The 16,206-nt window shown below is 63.9% G+C and carries 15 protein-coding genes and 1 tRNA gene; 5 read left to right on the top strand and 11 right to left on the bottom strand.

Annotated elements, in window-relative coordinates:
• Window positions 1–77 precede the first annotated feature (77 nt).
• The gene (locus SB765_RS19110; protein WP_410931753.1) at window positions 78–992 is read left to right on the top strand and encodes a LysR family transcriptional regulator; all 915 of its coding nucleotides are present in this window, start codon (window positions 78–80) and stop codon (window positions 990–992) included.
• 131 nt (window positions 993–1,123) lie between these two features.
• On the opposite strand, the gene SB765_RS19115 is transcribed toward SB765_RS19110, so the two are convergent.
• Together SB765_RS19115 and SB765_RS19120 are read right to left on the bottom strand one after the other, a co-directional pair.
• A complete protein-coding gene (locus tag SB765_RS19115; RefSeq protein WP_229610014.1) occupies window positions 1,124–2,029 on the bottom strand; it encodes a TauD/TfdA dioxygenase family protein in 906 nt (301 codons plus the stop codon).
• Window positions 2,030–2,068: 39 nt separating this feature from the next.
• Entirely contained in the window at window positions 2,069–3,106 is a 1,038-nt protein-coding gene (locus SB765_RS19120) for an ABC transporter substrate-binding protein (protein WP_410931754.1), read from the bottom strand.
• Window positions 3,107–3,403: 297 nt separating this feature from the next.
• Here SB765_RS19120 and SB765_RS19125 point away from each other — a divergent pair, with 297 nt between their 5' ends.
• Both SB765_RS19125 and SB765_RS19130 read left to right on the top strand, forming a co-directional pair.
• A complete protein-coding gene (locus SB765_RS19125) occupies window positions 3,404–5,008 on the top strand; it encodes an ABC transporter permease (RefSeq protein WP_410931755.1) in 1,605 nt (534 codons plus the stop codon).
• Window positions 5,005–5,868, top strand: a complete 864-nt coding sequence (locus SB765_RS19130; protein WP_341797287.1) for an ABC transporter ATP-binding protein — start codon at window positions 5,005–5,007, stop codon at window positions 5,866–5,868. Before SB765_RS19125 ends, SB765_RS19130 begins: the two co-directional genes overlap by 4 nt.
• Window positions 5,869–6,025: 157 nt before the next feature.
• Here the strand turns inward: SB765_RS19130 and SB765_RS19135 are convergent, their stop codons facing one another.
• The 8 genes from SB765_RS19135 to SB765_RS19170 all read right to left on the bottom strand — a co-directional run bounded on the left by SB765_RS19135 (window position 6,026) and on the right by SB765_RS19170 (window position 13,222).
• Complete coding sequence (locus SB765_RS19135) at window positions 6,026–6,307, bottom strand: DUF971 domain-containing protein (RefSeq protein ID WP_410911085.1); 282 nt, start codon at window positions 6,305–6,307, stop codon at window positions 6,026–6,028.
• Window positions 6,307–7,272, bottom strand: coding sequence for a HEAT repeat domain-containing protein (locus SB765_RS19140; protein ID WP_341797285.1), 966 nt, complete (start codon window positions 7,270–7,272; stop codon window positions 6,307–6,309). The genes SB765_RS19135 and SB765_RS19140 overlap by 1 nt, the downstream gene beginning before the upstream one ends.
• Window positions 7,269–8,120 carry an ABC transporter ATP-binding protein gene (locus tag SB765_RS19145; RefSeq protein WP_410911084.1) on the bottom strand — a complete coding sequence of 284 codons (852 nt, stop codon included), beginning with the start codon at window positions 8,118–8,120 and terminating at the stop codon, window positions 7,269–7,271. Before SB765_RS19145 ends, SB765_RS19140 begins: the two co-directional genes overlap by 4 nt.
• Window positions 8,120–8,902, bottom strand: coding sequence for an ABC transporter permease (locus SB765_RS19150; protein ID WP_341797283.1), 783 nt, complete (start codon window positions 8,900–8,902; stop codon window positions 8,120–8,122). The genes SB765_RS19145 and SB765_RS19150 overlap by 1 nt, the downstream gene beginning before the upstream one ends.
• A gap of 15 nt (window positions 8,903–8,917) precedes the next feature.
• A complete protein-coding gene (locus tag SB765_RS19155) occupies window positions 8,918–10,324 on the bottom strand; it encodes an ABC transporter substrate-binding protein (protein ID WP_410911083.1) in 1,407 nt (468 codons plus the stop codon).
• A gap of 119 nt (window positions 10,325–10,443) precedes the next feature.
• Window positions 10,444–10,689, bottom strand: coding sequence for a ferredoxin family protein (locus SB765_RS19160; protein ID WP_008096634.1), 246 nt, complete (start codon window positions 10,687–10,689; stop codon window positions 10,444–10,446).
• Window positions 10,690–10,751: 62 nt separating this feature from the next.
• Window positions 10,752–12,476 carry a fumarate reductase/succinate dehydrogenase flavoprotein subunit gene (locus SB765_RS19165; protein WP_341797281.1) on the bottom strand — a complete coding sequence of 575 codons (1,725 nt, stop codon included), beginning with the start codon at window positions 12,474–12,476 and terminating at the stop codon, window positions 10,752–10,754.
• A complete protein-coding gene (locus tag SB765_RS19170; RefSeq protein ID WP_016497511.1) occupies window positions 12,473–13,222 on the bottom strand; it encodes a GntR family transcriptional regulator in 750 nt (249 codons plus the stop codon). Before SB765_RS19170 ends, SB765_RS19165 begins: the two co-directional genes overlap by 4 nt.
• Before the next feature lie 214 nt (window positions 13,223–13,436).
• Here SB765_RS19170 and SB765_RS19175 point away from each other — a divergent pair.
• A tRNA-Arg gene (locus SB765_RS19175) sits at window positions 13,437–13,513 on the top strand.
• A 40-nt stretch (window positions 13,514–13,553) separates the two neighbouring features.
• On the opposite strand, the gene SB765_RS19180 is transcribed toward SB765_RS19175, so the two are convergent.
• Entirely contained in the window at window positions 13,554–14,459 is a 906-nt protein-coding gene (locus SB765_RS19180; protein WP_063423190.1) for a hypothetical protein, read from the bottom strand.
• A gap of 210 nt (window positions 14,460–14,669) precedes the next feature.
• On the opposite strand from SB765_RS19180, the gene SB765_RS19185 reads away from it, so the two are divergent.
• A complete protein-coding gene (locus tag SB765_RS19185; RefSeq protein WP_410931756.1) occupies window positions 14,670–16,187 on the top strand; it encodes an SrfA family protein in 1,518 nt (505 codons plus the stop codon).
• Window positions 16,188–16,206: the final 19 nt, after the last annotated feature.

Raw genomic sequence — 16,206 nt, forward strand, 5'->3', positions numbered from 1 at the left:
TGGAATAAGTAACACCCTTTATAAGGGGACTCACCCTTGTCAGCAATTGCATTTGACCGAAGGTTTTAATGTAAAAAATGCATATCGATCTGCGTCAGTTGCGTCACTACATCGCCCTTGTCGAGCACCGCAGTTTCGTGGCCGCTGCGGCGGCCGTGAACCTGTCGCAATCGGCCTTCAGCCGCAGCATCCAGACCCTGGAGCACAACATCGGCTGCCGGCTGGTGGACCGCGCGAGCAAAGAGCTGGCGCCGACCCGCCAGGGCTTGCTGGTGCTGGAGCATTCGCGGCGGCTTGTGCACGGGGCGCACAATCTGGTCAACGAAATCCACCAGTTCAATGGCGCCACCACCGGGGTGGTGCGCTTTGGCTCCGGCCCTGCGCCAGCCGGTGGCCTGGTGCCGCGCGCGGTGGCCCGCTTCGTGGCTGAGTACCCGGCGGCGCGCACCTGCTTCCAGGTGGACAACTGGCAGGCGCTGAACCGCAAGCTGGTGGCCGAAGAGATCGAGTTCTTTGTCGCCGACACCCGCCAGTTCGAGTCCGACCCGGACTACCAGGTGCACAAGCTGACGCCACAGCGCTGGCACTTCTGCTGCCGCGCCGGTCACCCGCTGACCGAGCAGGAGGCCGTGCAGGCGCGAGACCTGTTCCACTACCCGATGGCCACCACCTTCCGCCCGCCGAACATCCGCAAGATCCTCAGCGACCTCAGCGGGCGGCAGGACTTCCTGCCAGCGGTAGAGTGCGAGCACGGGTATGCGCTGCTGAATGTGGTGATGCACTCGGACACCATCGGCATTGCCTGCAATGCCAACTTGCGGCCGTATCAACGCGAGGGCGGGTTGGTGCAGTTGAAGCTGGCAGACCTGACGCCCGAGCAGGAAGAGGCGTGCCATACCCGCTATGGGGTGGTGAGCCGGGTGGGGTATGGCTTGTCGCCGTTGGCGCAGGGGCTGGTCAGGCAGTTGATTGCCTGTGATACCGAAATGTGAAGGCTTGCGCAGACTGATGTAGGAGCAGCCTTGTGCTGCGAAGAGGCCGGAGCTGACACCATCAATCTGCGGTGCCTGCACCGGCCTCTTCGCAGCACAAGGCTGCTCCTACACAGGGTTCTCTGCTGGGCTCAGCCCTTGCGGGTAGTCCGGCTCAGTTGCCCATCCACCCCGACCGGCACCTCGCCCGCCAAGGTCACCCGCCGCACCACCCGCGGCTGGGTGCCGTAATCATCCACCGCATAATGCTGCGTCGCCCGGTTATCCCAGATCGCCACATCCCCCGCCTGCCAGCGCCAGCGCACAGTGTTCTCCAGGCGCGTCACATGCCCTTGCAGCACAGCAAACAGGTGCTGCGAATCCGCCAGCGAATACCCCTTGATGCGCTTCACGAAATGCCCCAGTTGCAGCGCCCGCTCACCACTGATCGGGTGCACACGCACTACCGGGTGCTCGGTCTCGTAAACGGTCGATGTGAACACCTTGCGATAGCGCTCCAGCTTGGCCGGGTCGACATCCGGCTTGATGCTGGCGTAGTCGTATTCGTTGCTGTGCACCGCCCACAGCTTGTCGGCCAGCTCGCGCAGCGGCTCGGGCAGTTCCTGATAAGCCGCGGCGGTGTTGGCCCAGACGGTATCGCCACCCGAAGCCGGCGCTACCACGCTGCGCAGTATCGAAGCCTTGGGGTAGGCGTCGACGAAGGTCACGTCGGTGTGCCAGGAGTTGGCCCGCTGGCCTTCGGCGCCATCAAGTTGCAGCAGGTAGCTGGTGCCATCCACCACCGGTACGGTGGGGTGGGCGACCGGCTCGCCGAGCAGTTTGGCAAAGCCTTCCTGGCTCTGGTCATCCAGGTGGGTCTGGTCGCGGAAGAAGATCACCTTGTGCTGCACCAGTGCAGCCTGGATAGCCTCGATGGTGGCTGCATCGAGGTCGGCGGACAGTTGCACACCGCGGATTTCGGCGCCGATACGGCCGGCAACCGGGTGAATGTCGAGTTCGAGGGGTTGTGGCGCGGTGGCCAGGGCGGCATTGCTCATGGTCGTGGTCCTTGCGGTCATTGTCGGGTTTTTGAAGGTTTAGCGGGCGGCCTGCACGGCCTGTTCCTGTTTCAGCGCAGCATCGAGGAAGCGCGGTTCGATCCAGTCGGCTACCTGGAAGCCGCGGCGGATCAGGCGTTCCTTGGCCGCCAGGTCTACGCCCTGCTGCAGTTGGCCGACGAAGCCAGCGTCCAGGCGTGGGTCGAAGTAGTGGGCGAGGTCTTCCTTGGCCAGGTCATCGCTGAGGATGCTGCGCGGCCAGTTGGCGTTGCTGGCCACCAGCTCGATGTAGGCCTGGCGGTTGTGTTCATCCCGCAGCCAGGTACTGGCCTGCTCCTGGGCGTTAACCAGGCGCTGGACCAGCTCGGGGTACTTGCGAATGAAATCGCCGGTGCCCAGCAGCACCGCCTGGGTGCTGCCGGCGCCTTCGAGATCCCGCGAGTTGACCGGCAGTTCGACCAGCCCGCGCTCACGTAGCGACAGCAGGTTGGACAGCCCCCAGGTGGCGTCAATCTGCTTGGCGGCCAGTGCGGCATTGGCGGCGTTGAAGTCCAGGTTGATGACTTTCAGCTCGCGCTCGGTCAGCCCTTGGCTTGCCAGAGCGCTGGCGAACGACAGCTGGTTGGCCGTGCCGCGGAACACCGCCACGCGCTTGCCCTTGAGGTCATGCAGGGTCTTGATGCCAGAGCCGGGCACCACGCCCAGGTAGCTTTTGACCCCACGCACGCCTGCCGACAGCACGCGGGTGTCCAGCCCATTGGCCTTGCCGACGATCGCGGCCAGGTCGCCCAGGTAGGCGAAGTCGGCCTGGCCGTTGGCCAGCGCCTCGTTCACCACGGGGCCGGCGCCCTTGAAGAAGTGCCAGTCGATGCGGATACCGTCCTTGGCGAATGCCTTCTCCAGCAGTTGCTGGTCACGCAGCACATCGACCACGCCACCGGCGCTGGGCTTGCTGCCGGCGCTAAGGTCGGGCACGGCGATGCGAATGCTTTCTGGTTTGGCGGGTTCAGCCGCGTGGGCACCGAGGCTGAAGGCCAGCCCAAGGGCGGTGATCAGGTGGCGCAATGGGGTTTTCATGGCAAGGCTCCTTGGCAGGCTGCCACCGGCGAAGGCCGGCGCTTTGGCCAGAAGCTAGGCAGGTCTGGTTAGAACCTACAAAGATCAAAACTTCATTTTTTAGTAACCGAAAGGCATAAACCAAGCGGCATGCGGGCCGGCGGGGAGCTTGCGGAAAACGCATGGAAAATATGAGGAAAACGCAACGGCGAGGGGCTTCCGTATGCAGGGAACGCATGCTCTTATCTCTTGAAATTCACATTACAGTTTTTTTAATTCCATAAGTGAATAACCTAACAACGCTTCGAGAGATGGCCGATGAATGGAGTTCTGAGCAGGAATCGGGGGGGGCCGCTACGCGACCCATTCGCGGCGCAAGGCCGCTCCTACAGGGGTCGCATCTTCTCTGAGGAGCGGGTGCTACCCTGGTTGCTGCCTGTGCTCATTGCCCTGCTGTGGATTGTTGCGAGCCGGCAGCACTGGATGAGCGAGCAGATCCTGCCGGCACCGGCGCTGGTGTGGCAGAGCGCGCTGGAGTTTGGCTCCGGGGAGCTGTGGGGGCACCTGTGGATAAGCCTGCAACGGTTGTTCTGGGGGCTGGCGGCGGGCATTGCCAGCGGCTTGCTGCTGGGTGTGTGCCTGGGGGCTTCGCGGCGGGCACAGACGCTGGTACTGCCGACTTTCGTGGCGCTGGCCCAGATCCCTACCCTGGCCTGGATTCCGTTGTTCATGCTGTTCTTCGGCATTGGCGAGGTGCTGAAGCTGGTGGTGCTGGTTAAGGCCGTGGTGGTCCCGGTCACCTTGCACACGTTGGTGGGTGTGCGCGATGCCCAGCCAAAACTGCGTGAGGCCGCTGCGGCGCTGCGCCTGCCCCGGCACCTGCTGTTCCTGCGCCTGTTACTGCCGGCTGCCCTGCCTGCCTTCCTCACCGGCGTGCGCCTGGCGCTGACCACCGGTTGGACCTCGCTGCTGGCGGTCGAATTGCTGGCCTCCAGCGAGGGGATCGGTTACCTGATGGTGTGGGGCCGGCAACTGTTCATGCTCGACCTGGTGATGCTGTGCATTCTGGTGATCGGCCTGGTCGGCGCCGTGCTGGAGCGCAGCTTCTCAGCCCTGGAAAAACGCCTGCTGTACTGGCCGCAACCAGCCACTGGCGAGCAGCAGCGCGGGCCTGTGCCCCGCGGCTGGCAAAGCCTGTTGCTGCCCCTGGGGCTGTTGGCGCTGTGGCAGGCCAGTAACAGCTTTGGCTGGGTTGACCCGAACATCCTCACCTCGCCACTTGAGGTACTGCGCACGCTGTTGGTCGGCCTGGCCGATGGGTCGTTGCCGCAGGCCTTGTTGCTGAGCCTGGAACGTACCCTGAGCGGCCTGCTGCTGGGCGGCGCCGCAGGCTTGCTGGCCGGATTGCTGCTGGGGCTTTCCAGTGCAGCCGAACGCGTCTTCGGGCCAAGCCTGTCGGCCTTGCGCCAAGTGGCACTGTTCGCCTGGGTGCCTTTGCTCACTGCGTGGTTCGGCCTGGGTGAAGGGGCCAAGCTTGTGTTCGTTGGCCTGGCCGCATTCTTCCCGCTGCTGATCGCTACCCAGCGCGGTATCGCCAGCCTCTCGCCGCAGCTGGGCGAGGCGGCCCGCAGCCTGCGCCTGAACCTGTGGCAACGCCTGCGCCTGCTGGTACTGCCCGGCGCGGCCCCGGCGATTTTCGCCGGCCTGCGCCTGTCGCTGATCTACGCCTGGCTGGGCACCATCGGCGCCGAATACTTCATGCCGTCGGACGGCGGCATCGCCAGCCTGATGATCGGCGCCCAGCAACTGTTCCGCATGGACCAGGTGATGGCCGCCATGGTCCTGATCGGCCTGGTCGGCGCCCTGCTCGGCACCCTTGGACAACGCCTCGAATCGCGCGCCACGCGCTGGAGAACCGCATGAACGCATTCAACACTTCGCACCTGCAGGCGGCCAACCAGCCCGACACCACCCCGCCGCTGGTCAGCTTCGAGGGGGTCGGCAAGGTGTTCAGCGTGAACGGCCAGCCGCTGGAGGCTATCCGCAACTTCAACCTGTCGATTAACGAGGGCGAGTTCATTGCCATCGTCGGGGCTTCCGGTTGCGGCAAGTCCACCCTGCTACGCCTGTTGGTGGGGCTGGATACCGAATACAGCGGCAGCATCCGCGTCGATGGCCGCGCCGTCAGCGGCATTGGTGGCGAACGCGGCATCGTGTTCCAGGAGCACCGGCTGTTCCCGTGGTTGAACGTGGAACAGAACATTGCCCTGGGGCTGGTCAACGAGTCGCTCACCCAGGGTGAACGTGCCCGGCGGGTGCATGAATTCGTGCAACTGGTGGGGCTGGTCGGCTTCGAGTCGGCTTATCCGCACCAGCTGTCGGGCGGCATGGCGCAGCGCGTGGCCATTGCCCGTGGCCTTGTAGCCAGCCCGCGTATCCTGCTGCTAGACGAGCCGTTCGGCGCCCTCGATGCCCTGACCCGCCAGCAACTGCAGGACGAGCTGCTGGCCATTCGCGAACGGGCAGGTATCACAACCTTACTGGTGACCCATGATGCCGAGGAGGCGACGTACCTGGCTGATCGGGTTGTGGTGCTGGAGCCACGTCCGGGCAGGATCAAATCGGTGGTCGAGATAGACCTGCCGCACCCCCGGTTGCGCACCGGTGTTGCACTGCATGGGCTGCGCGAGAAGGTGCTGCACCAGATCACGGGGGATGGCGGCTACCTGCCACCGCCGGTGCGACGGGTCGAAGGGCTGCGGCCGGAGCTGATTGCATTGTGAATGACCGGCGACAATTTCAATGCAGACACAAGCCCTGTAGGAGCAGCCTTGTGCTGCGAAGAGGCCATCGCAGCTGAAAATAATCTTTAGCCTTACCGGCCTCTTCGCAGCACAAGGCTGCTCCTGCAAGGGGATGCGGTAGCCTGAGGGATCAGCTTCACTTGCTGACCAGGTCACGCAAGTAAGCCCAAGGGTAGATCCCGCGCTCATGCCCATCGCTGAACACCAGCTGCACCCCATACCCTTGCGACTCGATTTGCACCACGCGCACATCGTCGCGCACCAGGCTGATCTCCCCCGACAGGCGCGCCGCTCGGCATTGTGAGCAAGGGCAAGCACCGCGCAACCGGGTGTGGCTGAGGCTGTGCTCGCCGTCTTCCCATTGCAGTACCAACTGCCCTGGCCCGCGCAGGTTGCGAATGGCTTGCGGGGCGTTCATCAGGCAGCCCCGCGCAGTTGCGCCAAGGCAATCCGCACAGCCTTGCGCACCTCGGGATCGCTGTCGGCCTCGGCGGCCTGCAGCACCGGCAAAGCACGCGCCTGGCCCAGCTCGCCCAGCGCCAGCGCCGCCTCCTTGCGCAGGTTGGCGATGCCATGGCCAAGCAACGCGCCAAGCGCGTCCAGTGCAGCGGCATAGCGCAGCCGACCCAGTGAGCGCGCTGCCCGTAGGCGTACCTGCCAGAAGTCATCGGCGAGGGCATCCACCAGCGCCGGCCCTGCTTGGTCCTGACCGACCTTGCCTAACGTGGTGGCGGCTTCCTCGCGCACTTGCCAGGCCTGGTCAGTCAATGCCCCCACCAACGCAGGCAACACCGAGTTGTCCCGGGCCAGGCCCAGCGCGCCGATGGCCGCGCGGCGCACCTCGGTGTCCGGCTCGGCCTCGGCGAGCGCTGCCAGCGCCAGCAACGCCGGCTGGTGCTTGAGCCAGCCAAGAATGCCCACTGCCTCACGCCGCACAGTGGCGTCGTCATCGGCCAGCGCCAGCAGCGCAGGGTCGGCGGCATCCTGCAGGCGCAGCTCGCGCAAGGCTCGCAGGGCACTGGCGCGGACGAAGGCATCGGCGTGTTTGACCCACGGGAGGATCAGCTGGCCGGCCTCAAGGCTCTTGAGTTCGCTGAGGCTCTGCGCAGCTGCCAGACGTACCGGCTCGGCGCCATCGGCCAGCGCAGCGCACAGGGCTTGCACAACTTCGGGTTCTTCCCAGGCCTCAAGTAGGCGCGCGGCCTCGGCACGCACCTCGTCGGCGGCGTCCACCAGCAGGGCATCGGTGAGCCAAGGCAAGCCATCCGGGTCTTCCAGGTCGGCCAGCTCGATCAGGGCAATGCGGCGCACGCCAGCGTCGCTGGCATCAAGACGAGGCAACAGGGCAAGAATGTCGGGGTTGTCGGTCGTTCGGTCAGTCATAGCGCGATCCGTAGCGGTGGGTGGTCAGTGTCCGGCAGGCCCAGCGGGGTCAGGCGCGGCAGTTCGCGGCCTTCCTCGTGGCGCAGCAACGCCAGGCAGTGACGCTTGAGGTGAGTGAATTCAGGGCTGGTCAGCAGGCTGGCGCGGCGCGGGCGCGCAAAGTCCAGGCGCAGGTCTTCGATAAAGCGACCGGGGCGCGGGCTCATCACCAGGATGCGGTCGGCGAGGAACAGCGCTTCGTCGATATCGTGGGTGACGAACACCACGGTGGTGCGGATGCTGGCCCAGATATCCAGCAACAGCTCCTGCATGCGGGCACGGGTTTGCGCATCCAGTGCGCCGAAAGGTTCGTCCATCAGCAAGAGCCGTGGGCGGTTGATCAGCACCCGGGCGATTTCGGCCCGCTGCTGCATACCGCCGGACAGCTGGTTGGGCCAGCGCCCGGCAAAGTCGGCCAGCCCCACCAGTTGCAGCATCTCGCGAGCCTGCCGGTGACGTTCGGCGCGGCCCAGGCCCTGCATCTTCAGGCCGAAGGCCACGTTGTCGAGTACGCTACGCCAGGGCAGCAAGGTGTGATGCTGAAACACCATGCCCCGCTGCGGTGACGGCCCGGCAACGGTCTGGCCGTCCACCTTCAACTGGCCGCTGCTGGGCACCAGGTGGCCGGCCAGGGCGCCGAGCAACGTCGACTTGCCACAACCGGAGGGGCCGAGGATGCAGACGAACTCGCCCGGCTCCACGGCAAAGTCCAGGCGCTGCACCGCCTCGAACGCTTCGCTGCCGTGCCCCAGGCGAATCGACAGGCCACGACCATCGATACGCCCCTGCGCCTGTTGATAACTGTTCATCAACTGGCCCCCCGCGTGCGGTACCACGGCGTGGCCAACGCCCCCAGGCGCTTGACCAGGGCGCTGCTGCCCATGCCCAGCACGCCGATCAGCAGCATGCCGACAATGATGTCCGGGTAGTTTTGCAAGGTGTAGGACTCCCAGGTGTAGTAGCCGATGCCGAACTGCCCGGAAATCATCTCGGCAGTGACCAGGCAGAACCATGACGTACCCATGCCGATGGCAAGGCCCGTGACGATGCTCGGCAACGCCCCAGGCAACACCACTTCGCGCAGGATCGCCCAGCGCCCGGCACCGAGGCTGCGCGCCGATGCCACCAGGCGCGGGTCGACGGCCTCGACGCCATGCACGGTGTTGAGCAGGATGGGGAACAACGCACCGGTGAAGGTGATGAACACCATCGACAGTTCCGACGACGGGAACATCAGGATTGCCAGCGGGATCCACGCCACCGCCGGAATCGGCCGCAGCACTTCCAGCGGCGGCAGCAGGGTATCTTCAGCCCATTTCAAGCGGCCGATCAGCAACCCCAGGGCCACGCCAACCAGTGCCGCAGTGGCATAACCGGCAAATACCCGCGACAGGCTGCTGCCCAGGTGCGCCAGCAGGGTGCTGGAGGTCAGCAACTGCCAGGCAGCGTCCAGCACCGCCCTGGGTGTGGGGACATAGGTGAACGTCAGCAGACCAAGGTCCAGTTTCACGTTTGCCGCCACCTGCCAGAACAGCAGGCAGGCCAGCAGCGACGCCAGGCGCACCGGCCAGCGCTTGAGGTTGCGGGTCATGTCGGTGCCTCCCGGTCAGCGCTGGGCGACCAGCTTCTGGTTGGCGCTGACGAAGTCCAGCGCCTCGCCACCATGGGCCTTGGCATACTGCTCGGCCTGGTCCTTGAGCAGGAACGCCGCCAGTTCGCCTTTACCGTTGCGCACGAACCAGGCCTGGTTTGCCAGCAACTTGATGCCGCTGTCGGCGGCCTGGGCGTAGATGGCGCGGATGTCCTTGCCCTCCTGCTCCAGCTGGGCCAGGGCGCCAAGGGCCGCTTCCGGCGAAGCGTAGTGGCGGACCTTGTCTTCACCGCGCACCCAGATCTGCGCCAGGCGGCTGAAGTCGGTGATCGGTTTGCCGGTCCGCGCGTCATTGGCCTTGAGTGGCAGCGCGTCGTAGTCTTTCAGCGCCTTGTCGTAGTCCAGGCCAGCCTCTTTGAAGGCGGCACGGATGTACTGGTCGTCGATGAACTTGTCGGTGTCCAGGCCACGGTCGGTCTTTTTCAGCAGCTTGAGCGTATCGATGGATGTAGCCACTGCCTGCCGGTATTCAGGCTTCCAGGTCAGGTCGCGGGTCTGCAGGCCGAGCGGGCCATGGAACAGGTAATTGACCTCGGCTTCGATCCCCGTGACCTTCTCGATCAACTCGCTGTACTTTTCAGGCTGCGCAGCGATCAGGCGGTCGGCTTCAAGGCTGGCACGCAGGTAGGCGGTGACCACTTCCGGGTACTTCTTCGCGTAATCGGCATCGACCAGGGCACCATGGAAGGTCGGTGCGTTGGCCTGGGCGCCGTCATAGATCTTGCGGGCGAAGCCGCGGTTGGGGAACAACTCGGCGAACGGTACAAAGTCGGCGTGGGCCTCGATGCGGTTGCTGCGCAGCGCGGAACCGGCGATCTCCGGTGCCTGAGCGATGATCCGCACATCCTTCTGTGGGTCCCAGCCCTGAGCGGCGACGGCGCGCAACAGCATGCCGTGGGCAGTGGAGGCGAACGGCACCGAAATGGTCTTGCCCTTGAGTTCAGCCAGCGACTGCACGCTGGAGGCGGCGGGCACGACGATGCCGTTGCCGCTGCCATGCACGCTGCCCGACAGCACACTGATGAACAGGCTGCGCTTGCCGGCATCCAGGTGGGCAACGCCGTTAAACGACCCCGGGAAGTCGGCCATGGCGCCGAAGTCGAGCTTGCCGGCGACCATTTCGTTGGTCAGCGGCGCACCGCTGGTGAAGTTCTTCCACTCGATCTGGTAGGTGGCATCCTTGTACTTGCCGTCGTGCGGCAGGTACTTGTCCAGCAGGCCCAGCTCACGGATCAGCAGGCCACCGGTGGCGCAGTTGATGGTGGTGTCCTGGGTGCCGATGGCGATGCGTATGGTTTCGGCACTGGCGCTCAGGCCAGTGAGCGCCAGCGCAAGGCCGGCCGCGGTTGCAACAAGGCGCATGGGTGTTTCCCCTCGAATCGTTATAAGAGTTGGGGTCGTCTCCGCCGCCCGGCTTGGGTGGTGGGAAACGAGGGGCACAGCAGGAGGGCGTCCGGTGGTTCGCCGGATGGCAGGATGAATCAGCGCAGCAGGTACGGGATGTCGACCTTCACCGCACCGGTGGGGCAGTCCTTCTCGCAGGGCATGCAGTACCAGCATTCGTCGAAAGCCATGTAGGCCTTCTGCGTGGCCGGGTTGATCGCCAGCAGGTCCATGGGGCAGACCTCGACACACACTGTGCAGCCTTTTTCAGCGATGCATTTGTCTTCGTCGATGGTGACCGGGGCGCTGCTGCGGAAGAAGATTTCTTGCGGCTGGTAGGCCATTTCACGGAGTCCTTGGGGCCTGTGGCCCTCGTTCTGTTTTTTGCAGAGGCTGATGGCCTCATTCACGCTGCATCAGCCTTCACTCGCAACCGGTCATAGGCGGTCTGTTCATCGGCATCCAGGGCGATCAGGTAGGGTTCGACGGCCTTCCTGAAACTGGTCATTTCACCGTTCTCGCCCTTTTTCAGGTGGCAATGGCAAAACCACTCGCTATCGTTGCGCTCAGGGAAGTCCACCCGGTGGTGGTACAGGCCCCAGCGGCTTTCCTCGCGGAACAACGAGGCCCGCGCCGCCATCTCGGCGCAATCGCGAATCACCGACACTTCCATCGCACGCATCAGTTCATGAGGGTTGCTGGCCTTCATCTGCTCCAGATCACGCTCGATCTCGGCAAAGCGCGCCAGGCCGATTTCCATCTTCTTGGTCACCTTCGGCGGCTGCAGGTAGTCGTTGACCATGCGCCTGAGCTTGTACTCGACCTGGGCTGGGGGCAGGCCATGCTCACGCTGCAGCGGGGCAAACACCCGCGCGCGCTCGCGTTCGACCTGCGCGGCATCGACCTCGGCGAGTTCGCGCCCGGCCACGTAATGCGCGGCGTTCACACCGGCAAACCAGCCATAGGTAAAGGCGCCGAGCATGTAGTTGTGCGGCACCGCAGCCATGTCGCCCGCGGCATACAGCCCTTTGACGCTGGTCTCGGCCTTTTCATTGACCCACACGCCCGACGCCGAATGCCCGGAGCAGAAACCGATCTCGGAGATATGCATCTCGACCATGTGCTGGCGGTAGTCGGTGCCACGCCCGGCGTGAAACTGGCCACGGCTGGGGCGCTCGTTGCTGTGCAGGATCTCTTCGATGTTCTGGATGGTCTCTTCGGCCAAGTGGTCCAGTTTGAGGAACACCGGGCCATTGCCGCCTTCGAGCTCCTGGTGGAACTCCCACATCATCTGGCCGCTCCAGTAGTCGCACTCGATGAAGCGCTCGCCCTTGCTGTTGGCGGTGTACCCACCCAGCGGGCCGGTGACGTAGGCACAGGCCGGGCCGTTGTAGTCCTTGATCAGCGGGTTGATCTGGAAGCACTCGAGGTTGGCCAGCTCGGCGCCTGCATGGTAGGCCATGGCGTAGCCGTCACCGGCGTTGGTCGGGTTCTCGTAGGTACCCATCAAATAACCCGACGATGGCAGGCCCAGGCGCCCGGCGGCGCCGCAGGCAAGGATTACCGCCTTGGCCCGCACCACCCGAAACTCGCCGCTTCGGCAGTCGAAGCCCAGCACACCCGCGGCGGCGCCTTCGCCATCGAGCAGCACACGAGTGCAGACCATGCGGTTGCTGATTTCCACCCGGGCACGCTTCAGCTGGCGGTACAACACCTTCTTGATGTCGTGGCCTTCGGGCATTGGCAGCACGTAGGCGCCCATGTGGTGAACCTTCTTCACCGCGTAGTCGCCGGTCTCGTCCTTCTCGAACTTCACCCCCCAGCGGTCAAGTTGCTCGATGGTTTCAAAGCTGTGGGTTGCGTAGGCATGCACGGTGGCCTGGTTGACGATGCCGTCATTGGCCACGGTGATTTCCTTGGTGTACTGCTCGGGGGTGGCGTGGCCGGGGATGATGGCGTTGTTCAAGCCGTCCATGCCCATACTGATGGCACCGCTGCGCTTGACGTTGGCCTTGTCCAGCAGCAGCACGCGCAGGCTTTTGTCCTGCTCCTTGGCCTTGATCGCCGCCATCGGCCCGGCCGTGCCGCCACCGATGATGATGATGTCGTAGTCCTGGGTCTGGATGCTCATGCCTTGCCCCCTTTCTGGCGATCAATGCGCAGGCGGTACTGGAAGGCATCGCCGCGGTAATAAAGGTGTTCGAAGTCCAGCGGCGTGCCGTCGGCAGCATGGGTCAGGCGCTCGATGCGCATGATCGGCGAGCCTTCTTCAACATCCAGCGCCTGGGTCAGGTCGCTGTCGGCCAGTACCGCATCGATGGCCAGGTCGGCGTGGCCAAGGGCGATGGCGCAGTCGTTTTCCAGCAGCAGGAAGATGTCGCGGGTGACCAGGTCGGCCTTCTCCAGTTTTTCGCCGACAGCCTTGGGCAGCCAGGTCAGCTCCAGCGACACCGGCTCGCGGTTGATCAGGCGCACCCGGCGGATCTCGGTGACCAGGCTACCCTCCTCGACCTGCAGCCGGGCGGCAACCAATGCGTTGGCCGGCACATGGCGGAAGCTGCGCAGGCGGTTGATCACTTCGTAGCCCATCTGCGTCATCGACTCGCCCAAGCCCTGCAAGGTACTGACGTTCTGGAACGCCTTGGGCTTGGCGACGAACGTGCCTTTGCCGTGGATCTTGAAGATCAGCCCTTCCTTCTGCAGGTCGCCCAGCGCCTGGCGCACGGTAATGCGGCTGACGTCGAAGGCCTTGCCCAGTTCGCTTTCCGAGGGCATGCGGCTATGCGGTGGATAAGTGCCGTCGAGGATGCGCTCGCGCAGCAGTTCCTTGAGCTGGGTATAGAGCGGTACCGGGGACAGGGGGAGCAGTTCGGCCATGGGGTCTCTTCGCTGATCGATGACTTGTTATAACAAGTTGTGACCAGAGGATAGAGGGCATAAGAAGGGTGTGGGAAATATTGATATCGCATATGGATAGATAAATTTGCGCAGGCCGGTGGCCCGCAAAAGCCGCCTGCGCAAAAAGAGGAAAAAGGCCACAGATCAAGGCGATGGACGTCAACGACACAGATGGGTATCATGCGTGCGCGTTGCACTCGTAGCTCAGCTGGATAGAGTACTGCCCTCCGAAGGCAGGGGTCGTGGGTTCGAATCCCGCCGAGTGCGCCATATCAAAAAAGCCCTGGGACATCTCCCGGGGCTTTTTCGTTTATTCCGCCTGCCCTTCTATCAACTGGCCGGCACGCCTGTCACCGTGCAACGCCATGTACCTGGCCAGTTCGCCCAGACGCTTGTCCAGCGCCTGCAGCAGCCTGTCGCGCGTACCGTTCACTTCGTTGGCGTTGAAAATGCCAGGCTCTTTCAAGTAAAGCTGGAACTGCTGGTTGATCTGCCTCGGCGAGAGGGTCACGAAGTTCTGCCCGGCGTTATGGTTGTACAGCGCCACCATCTGCCCCATGTCCTGATTGGCGTTGCGCACAAACGCCATGCTCACATACTGCCCAGGGCGCAGGCGCACACCATTGTTGTTCAGCTGGAAACACGCCTCGGTGCCATTCTCCAGGCGCACCCAGAACTCGTGCTCCTGAACATTGTGCGCAGTGACCTGCATGGTCGATGAGCTGCTACCGGTATGGCCCGTGCCCTGCCACATGTGGCCACCGGTGGTGCGGTGCGAGTGGTAGGCGTCCAGGTGCGTCTGGTTGCGCTTTTCGCTTTCCAGCACCTCGCCGTTACGCACGAAAAACATCAACTGCCGCTCAAAATGGTTGAACGGTTCCTCGACGAAATTGACGTCTTCCGGGGTTAGGGTGATGTCATACATGGTGCGGATCATTTCCGCGCGCGCGGCCTTGTCGCGCTTGGCCTGCTCTTGCAGCTGGGCACGACGCTGCTTGGCATCGTCAATCGCCTTCAGGGCCTGGGCCTTGAGCAACGGCGTTTTCTCTTGCGCGTAGCCTGCGGCCTTGTCACTGGCTTCCTTGATCAAGGGCGCGGCTTTCTGCCCGGCCTCCACCGCCAGGTCCTTGGCCTTTTCCAACGCCTGGGCGGCCTTGGCGGCCAGCTCCGGGTTGGCATCGTAGGCCTTTTTCTTCAGGTCATCCCAAAGGCTCATGCTCTTCGTGCTCCATTCGTCGATGATGAGTTGCCGATGCCGTTGATCGGACCAGGCGGAGTGTAACCGGATAAAACGTCCTTTGACGTCAAAAAGCCATCCATATGAATTGACGAAAAAAGCACTTTGCCATTAGTGTGACTCGGTTTTTCGGTATTGTTTAATGGATACCGAATGGATTCGGCTAATAGACTAGGTAGGTCTACAAGGATGCGCGGAGTATTACTACGCAGCGGTAGAAGTGAGCACTTCACCGCATTGGGCGAGACTGGCCAACCCGTCTATCGCGCTGCTTTGCAGATTCGCGAAGCGATTCGGCGCAAGTACCCGGAGCACCCGGAGCTGATCGAGCACCTGGCCATCCCGCAGAGCGATGAGCAGGGCCGCACCATCGATTGGTACAGCGACCGCCCAGGCGATGTAATCCCCTGGAGCAGCGCCACCGAGGAAGAACGCGCGCCAGCACGTGCGCAGCTCGAGGTGTTGCAAACCAAGATCAACGCCCTGAGCAACACCTTGCTTGGCCTGGATGCCAACGGCCAACCCTCGGCAGCGGCCAGAAAGGCCGCCGAAGGTGATAACGCGGTGTTCGGCAAGCTGCTGACCTGTGTCGTGCCCTTCCCTGACGAAAACTTCGTCTACCTGGTCGATGGCCGCCCTGTACTGACCTTCTGGGGCTTCATCCATGCCGGTGCCGAGCGCAGCCGACAGCCCCTGCACTGCCTGTATCCGCGCACCGCACCCATCGCCGAACCCGTGGCCACGCCGCCGGTTCCCCCAGCCGCGCCCATTGCGCCGGCGGCAGCAGCAGCGGTAGCGCCAGCCGCTGCCGTCGCACGCCTGCCGTGGTGGCGCAACTGGCGCTGGCTGCTGCCATTGCTGTTGCTGCTGGCGCTGCTGCTCCTGCTGTTGTTCGGGCTGCGCGGCTGCATCCCTGGGGTCAACCTTTCCGGTCCAGGCATCCCGGACTTTGGCCGCGATACCTCTGCATCAAACAACTACCAAGCCCAAGTGCCTACACAATCGTCGGGCATTGTTGGCGCTGCGAACGGTGCAACGGGTGTAGCTGCCCCGGACGTGGCGGTGAGTAATGGCAACCCGGCGGGCCTGCCGGGCGACTCAGCCGATGCAGGCGGTGCCGCGCCACAAGGCGATAGCCAAGCGCCGTCGGACAATGCCGACACCCCTGCGCAGGGCAAGCCAGAAACACCGCCAGCGCCGGAGCAACCGCCGGAGCCAGAGCAAACATCCGACACGCCACCGCCAGGCGGGCCCGAGGCATCAACGCCAGGGAACACGCCCCCTGCGCCACCACAGCTGGCCGATGAGCAAGCGCAAACCAGCGCTCAGCCGCCGCAACCTGATGACTTGAGCATCCCGCCAGATGCGGCCGACGGCAACGCGGACTTCCTCAACGGCAACTGGGCGGGTGCAGGCATTCAAGAAGCCGGCACTGGCAAACCCCTGCGCCTGAAATACGACTTCCAGAACGGCAAGGGCCAGGCCACGGTCACCCGCCCGGACAATGTGCAGTGCCATGCGCCAGTTGCCGCAGCCATGCAAGGCGGCCTGTTGTCGATCAACAGTTCCGGCCAGGCCGCCTGCGCCGATGGCAGCAGCTATGACTTGCCGCAAGTGGGTTGCAAAGCCAACGCCAACGGCGCTGCCGATTGCAACGCCAACTACGGTGCCAAAGGCTTCGACATTCAAATGAAAAAAGCCGGCTAATCACACGAGAAACGCAGAA

This window comes from Pseudomonas sp. SIMBA_067, assembly GCF_046534675.1.
Classification (GTDB): domain Bacteria; phylum Pseudomonadota; class Gammaproteobacteria; order Pseudomonadales; family Pseudomonadaceae; genus Aquipseudomonas; species Aquipseudomonas putida.

Bases quoted from the DNA above. Each gene is read 5' to 3' on its own strand.
- SB765_RS19110 (WP_410931753.1), top strand. From the start codon at position 78: ATGCATATCGATCTGCGTCAGTTGCGTCACTACATCGCCCTTGTCGAG.
- SB765_RS19115 (WP_229610014.1), bottom strand. From the start codon at position 2,029: ATGAGCAATGCCGCCCTGGCCACCGCGCCACAACCCCTCGAACTCGAC.
- SB765_RS19120 (WP_410931754.1), bottom strand. From the start codon at position 3,106: ATGAAAACCCCATTGCGCCACCTGATCACCGCCCTTGGGCTGGCCTTC.
- SB765_RS19125 (WP_410931755.1), top strand. From the start codon at position 3,404: ATGAATGGAGTTCTGAGCAGGAATCGGGGGGGGCCGCTACGCGACCCA.
- SB765_RS19130 (WP_341797287.1), top strand. From the start codon at position 5,005: ATGAACGCATTCAACACTTCGCACCTGCAGGCGGCCAACCAGCCCGAC.
- SB765_RS19135 (WP_410911085.1), bottom strand. From the start codon at position 6,307: ATGAACGCCCCGCAAGCCATTCGCAACCTGCGCGGGCCAGGGCAGTTG.
- SB765_RS19140 (WP_341797285.1), bottom strand. From the start codon at position 7,272: ATGACTGACCGAACGACCGACAACCCCGACATTCTTGCCCTGTTGCCT.
- SB765_RS19145 (WP_410911084.1), bottom strand. From the start codon at position 8,120: ATGAACAGTTATCAACAGGCGCAGGGGCGTATCGATGGTCGTGGCCTG.
- SB765_RS19150 (WP_341797283.1), bottom strand. From the start codon at position 8,902: ATGACCCGCAACCTCAAGCGCTGGCCGGTGCGCCTGGCGTCGCTGCTG.
- SB765_RS19155 (WP_410911083.1), bottom strand. From the start codon at position 10,324: ATGCGCCTTGTTGCAACCGCGGCCGGCCTTGCGCTGGCGCTCACTGGC.
- SB765_RS19160 (WP_008096634.1), bottom strand. From the start codon at position 10,689: ATGGCCTACCAGCCGCAAGAAATCTTCTTCCGCAGCAGCGCCCCGGTC.
- SB765_RS19165 (WP_341797281.1), bottom strand. From the start codon at position 12,476: ATGAGCATCCAGACCCAGGACTACGACATCATCATCATCGGTGGCGGC.
- SB765_RS19170 (WP_016497511.1), bottom strand. From the start codon at position 13,222: ATGGCCGAACTGCTCCCCCTGTCCCCGGTACCGCTCTATACCCAGCTC.
- SB765_RS19180 (WP_063423190.1), bottom strand. From the start codon at position 14,459: ATGAGCCTTTGGGATGACCTGAAGAAAAAGGCCTACGATGCCAACCCG.
- SB765_RS19185 (WP_410931756.1), top strand. From the start codon at position 14,670: ATGCGCGGAGTATTACTACGCAGCGGTAGAAGTGAGCACTTCACCGCA.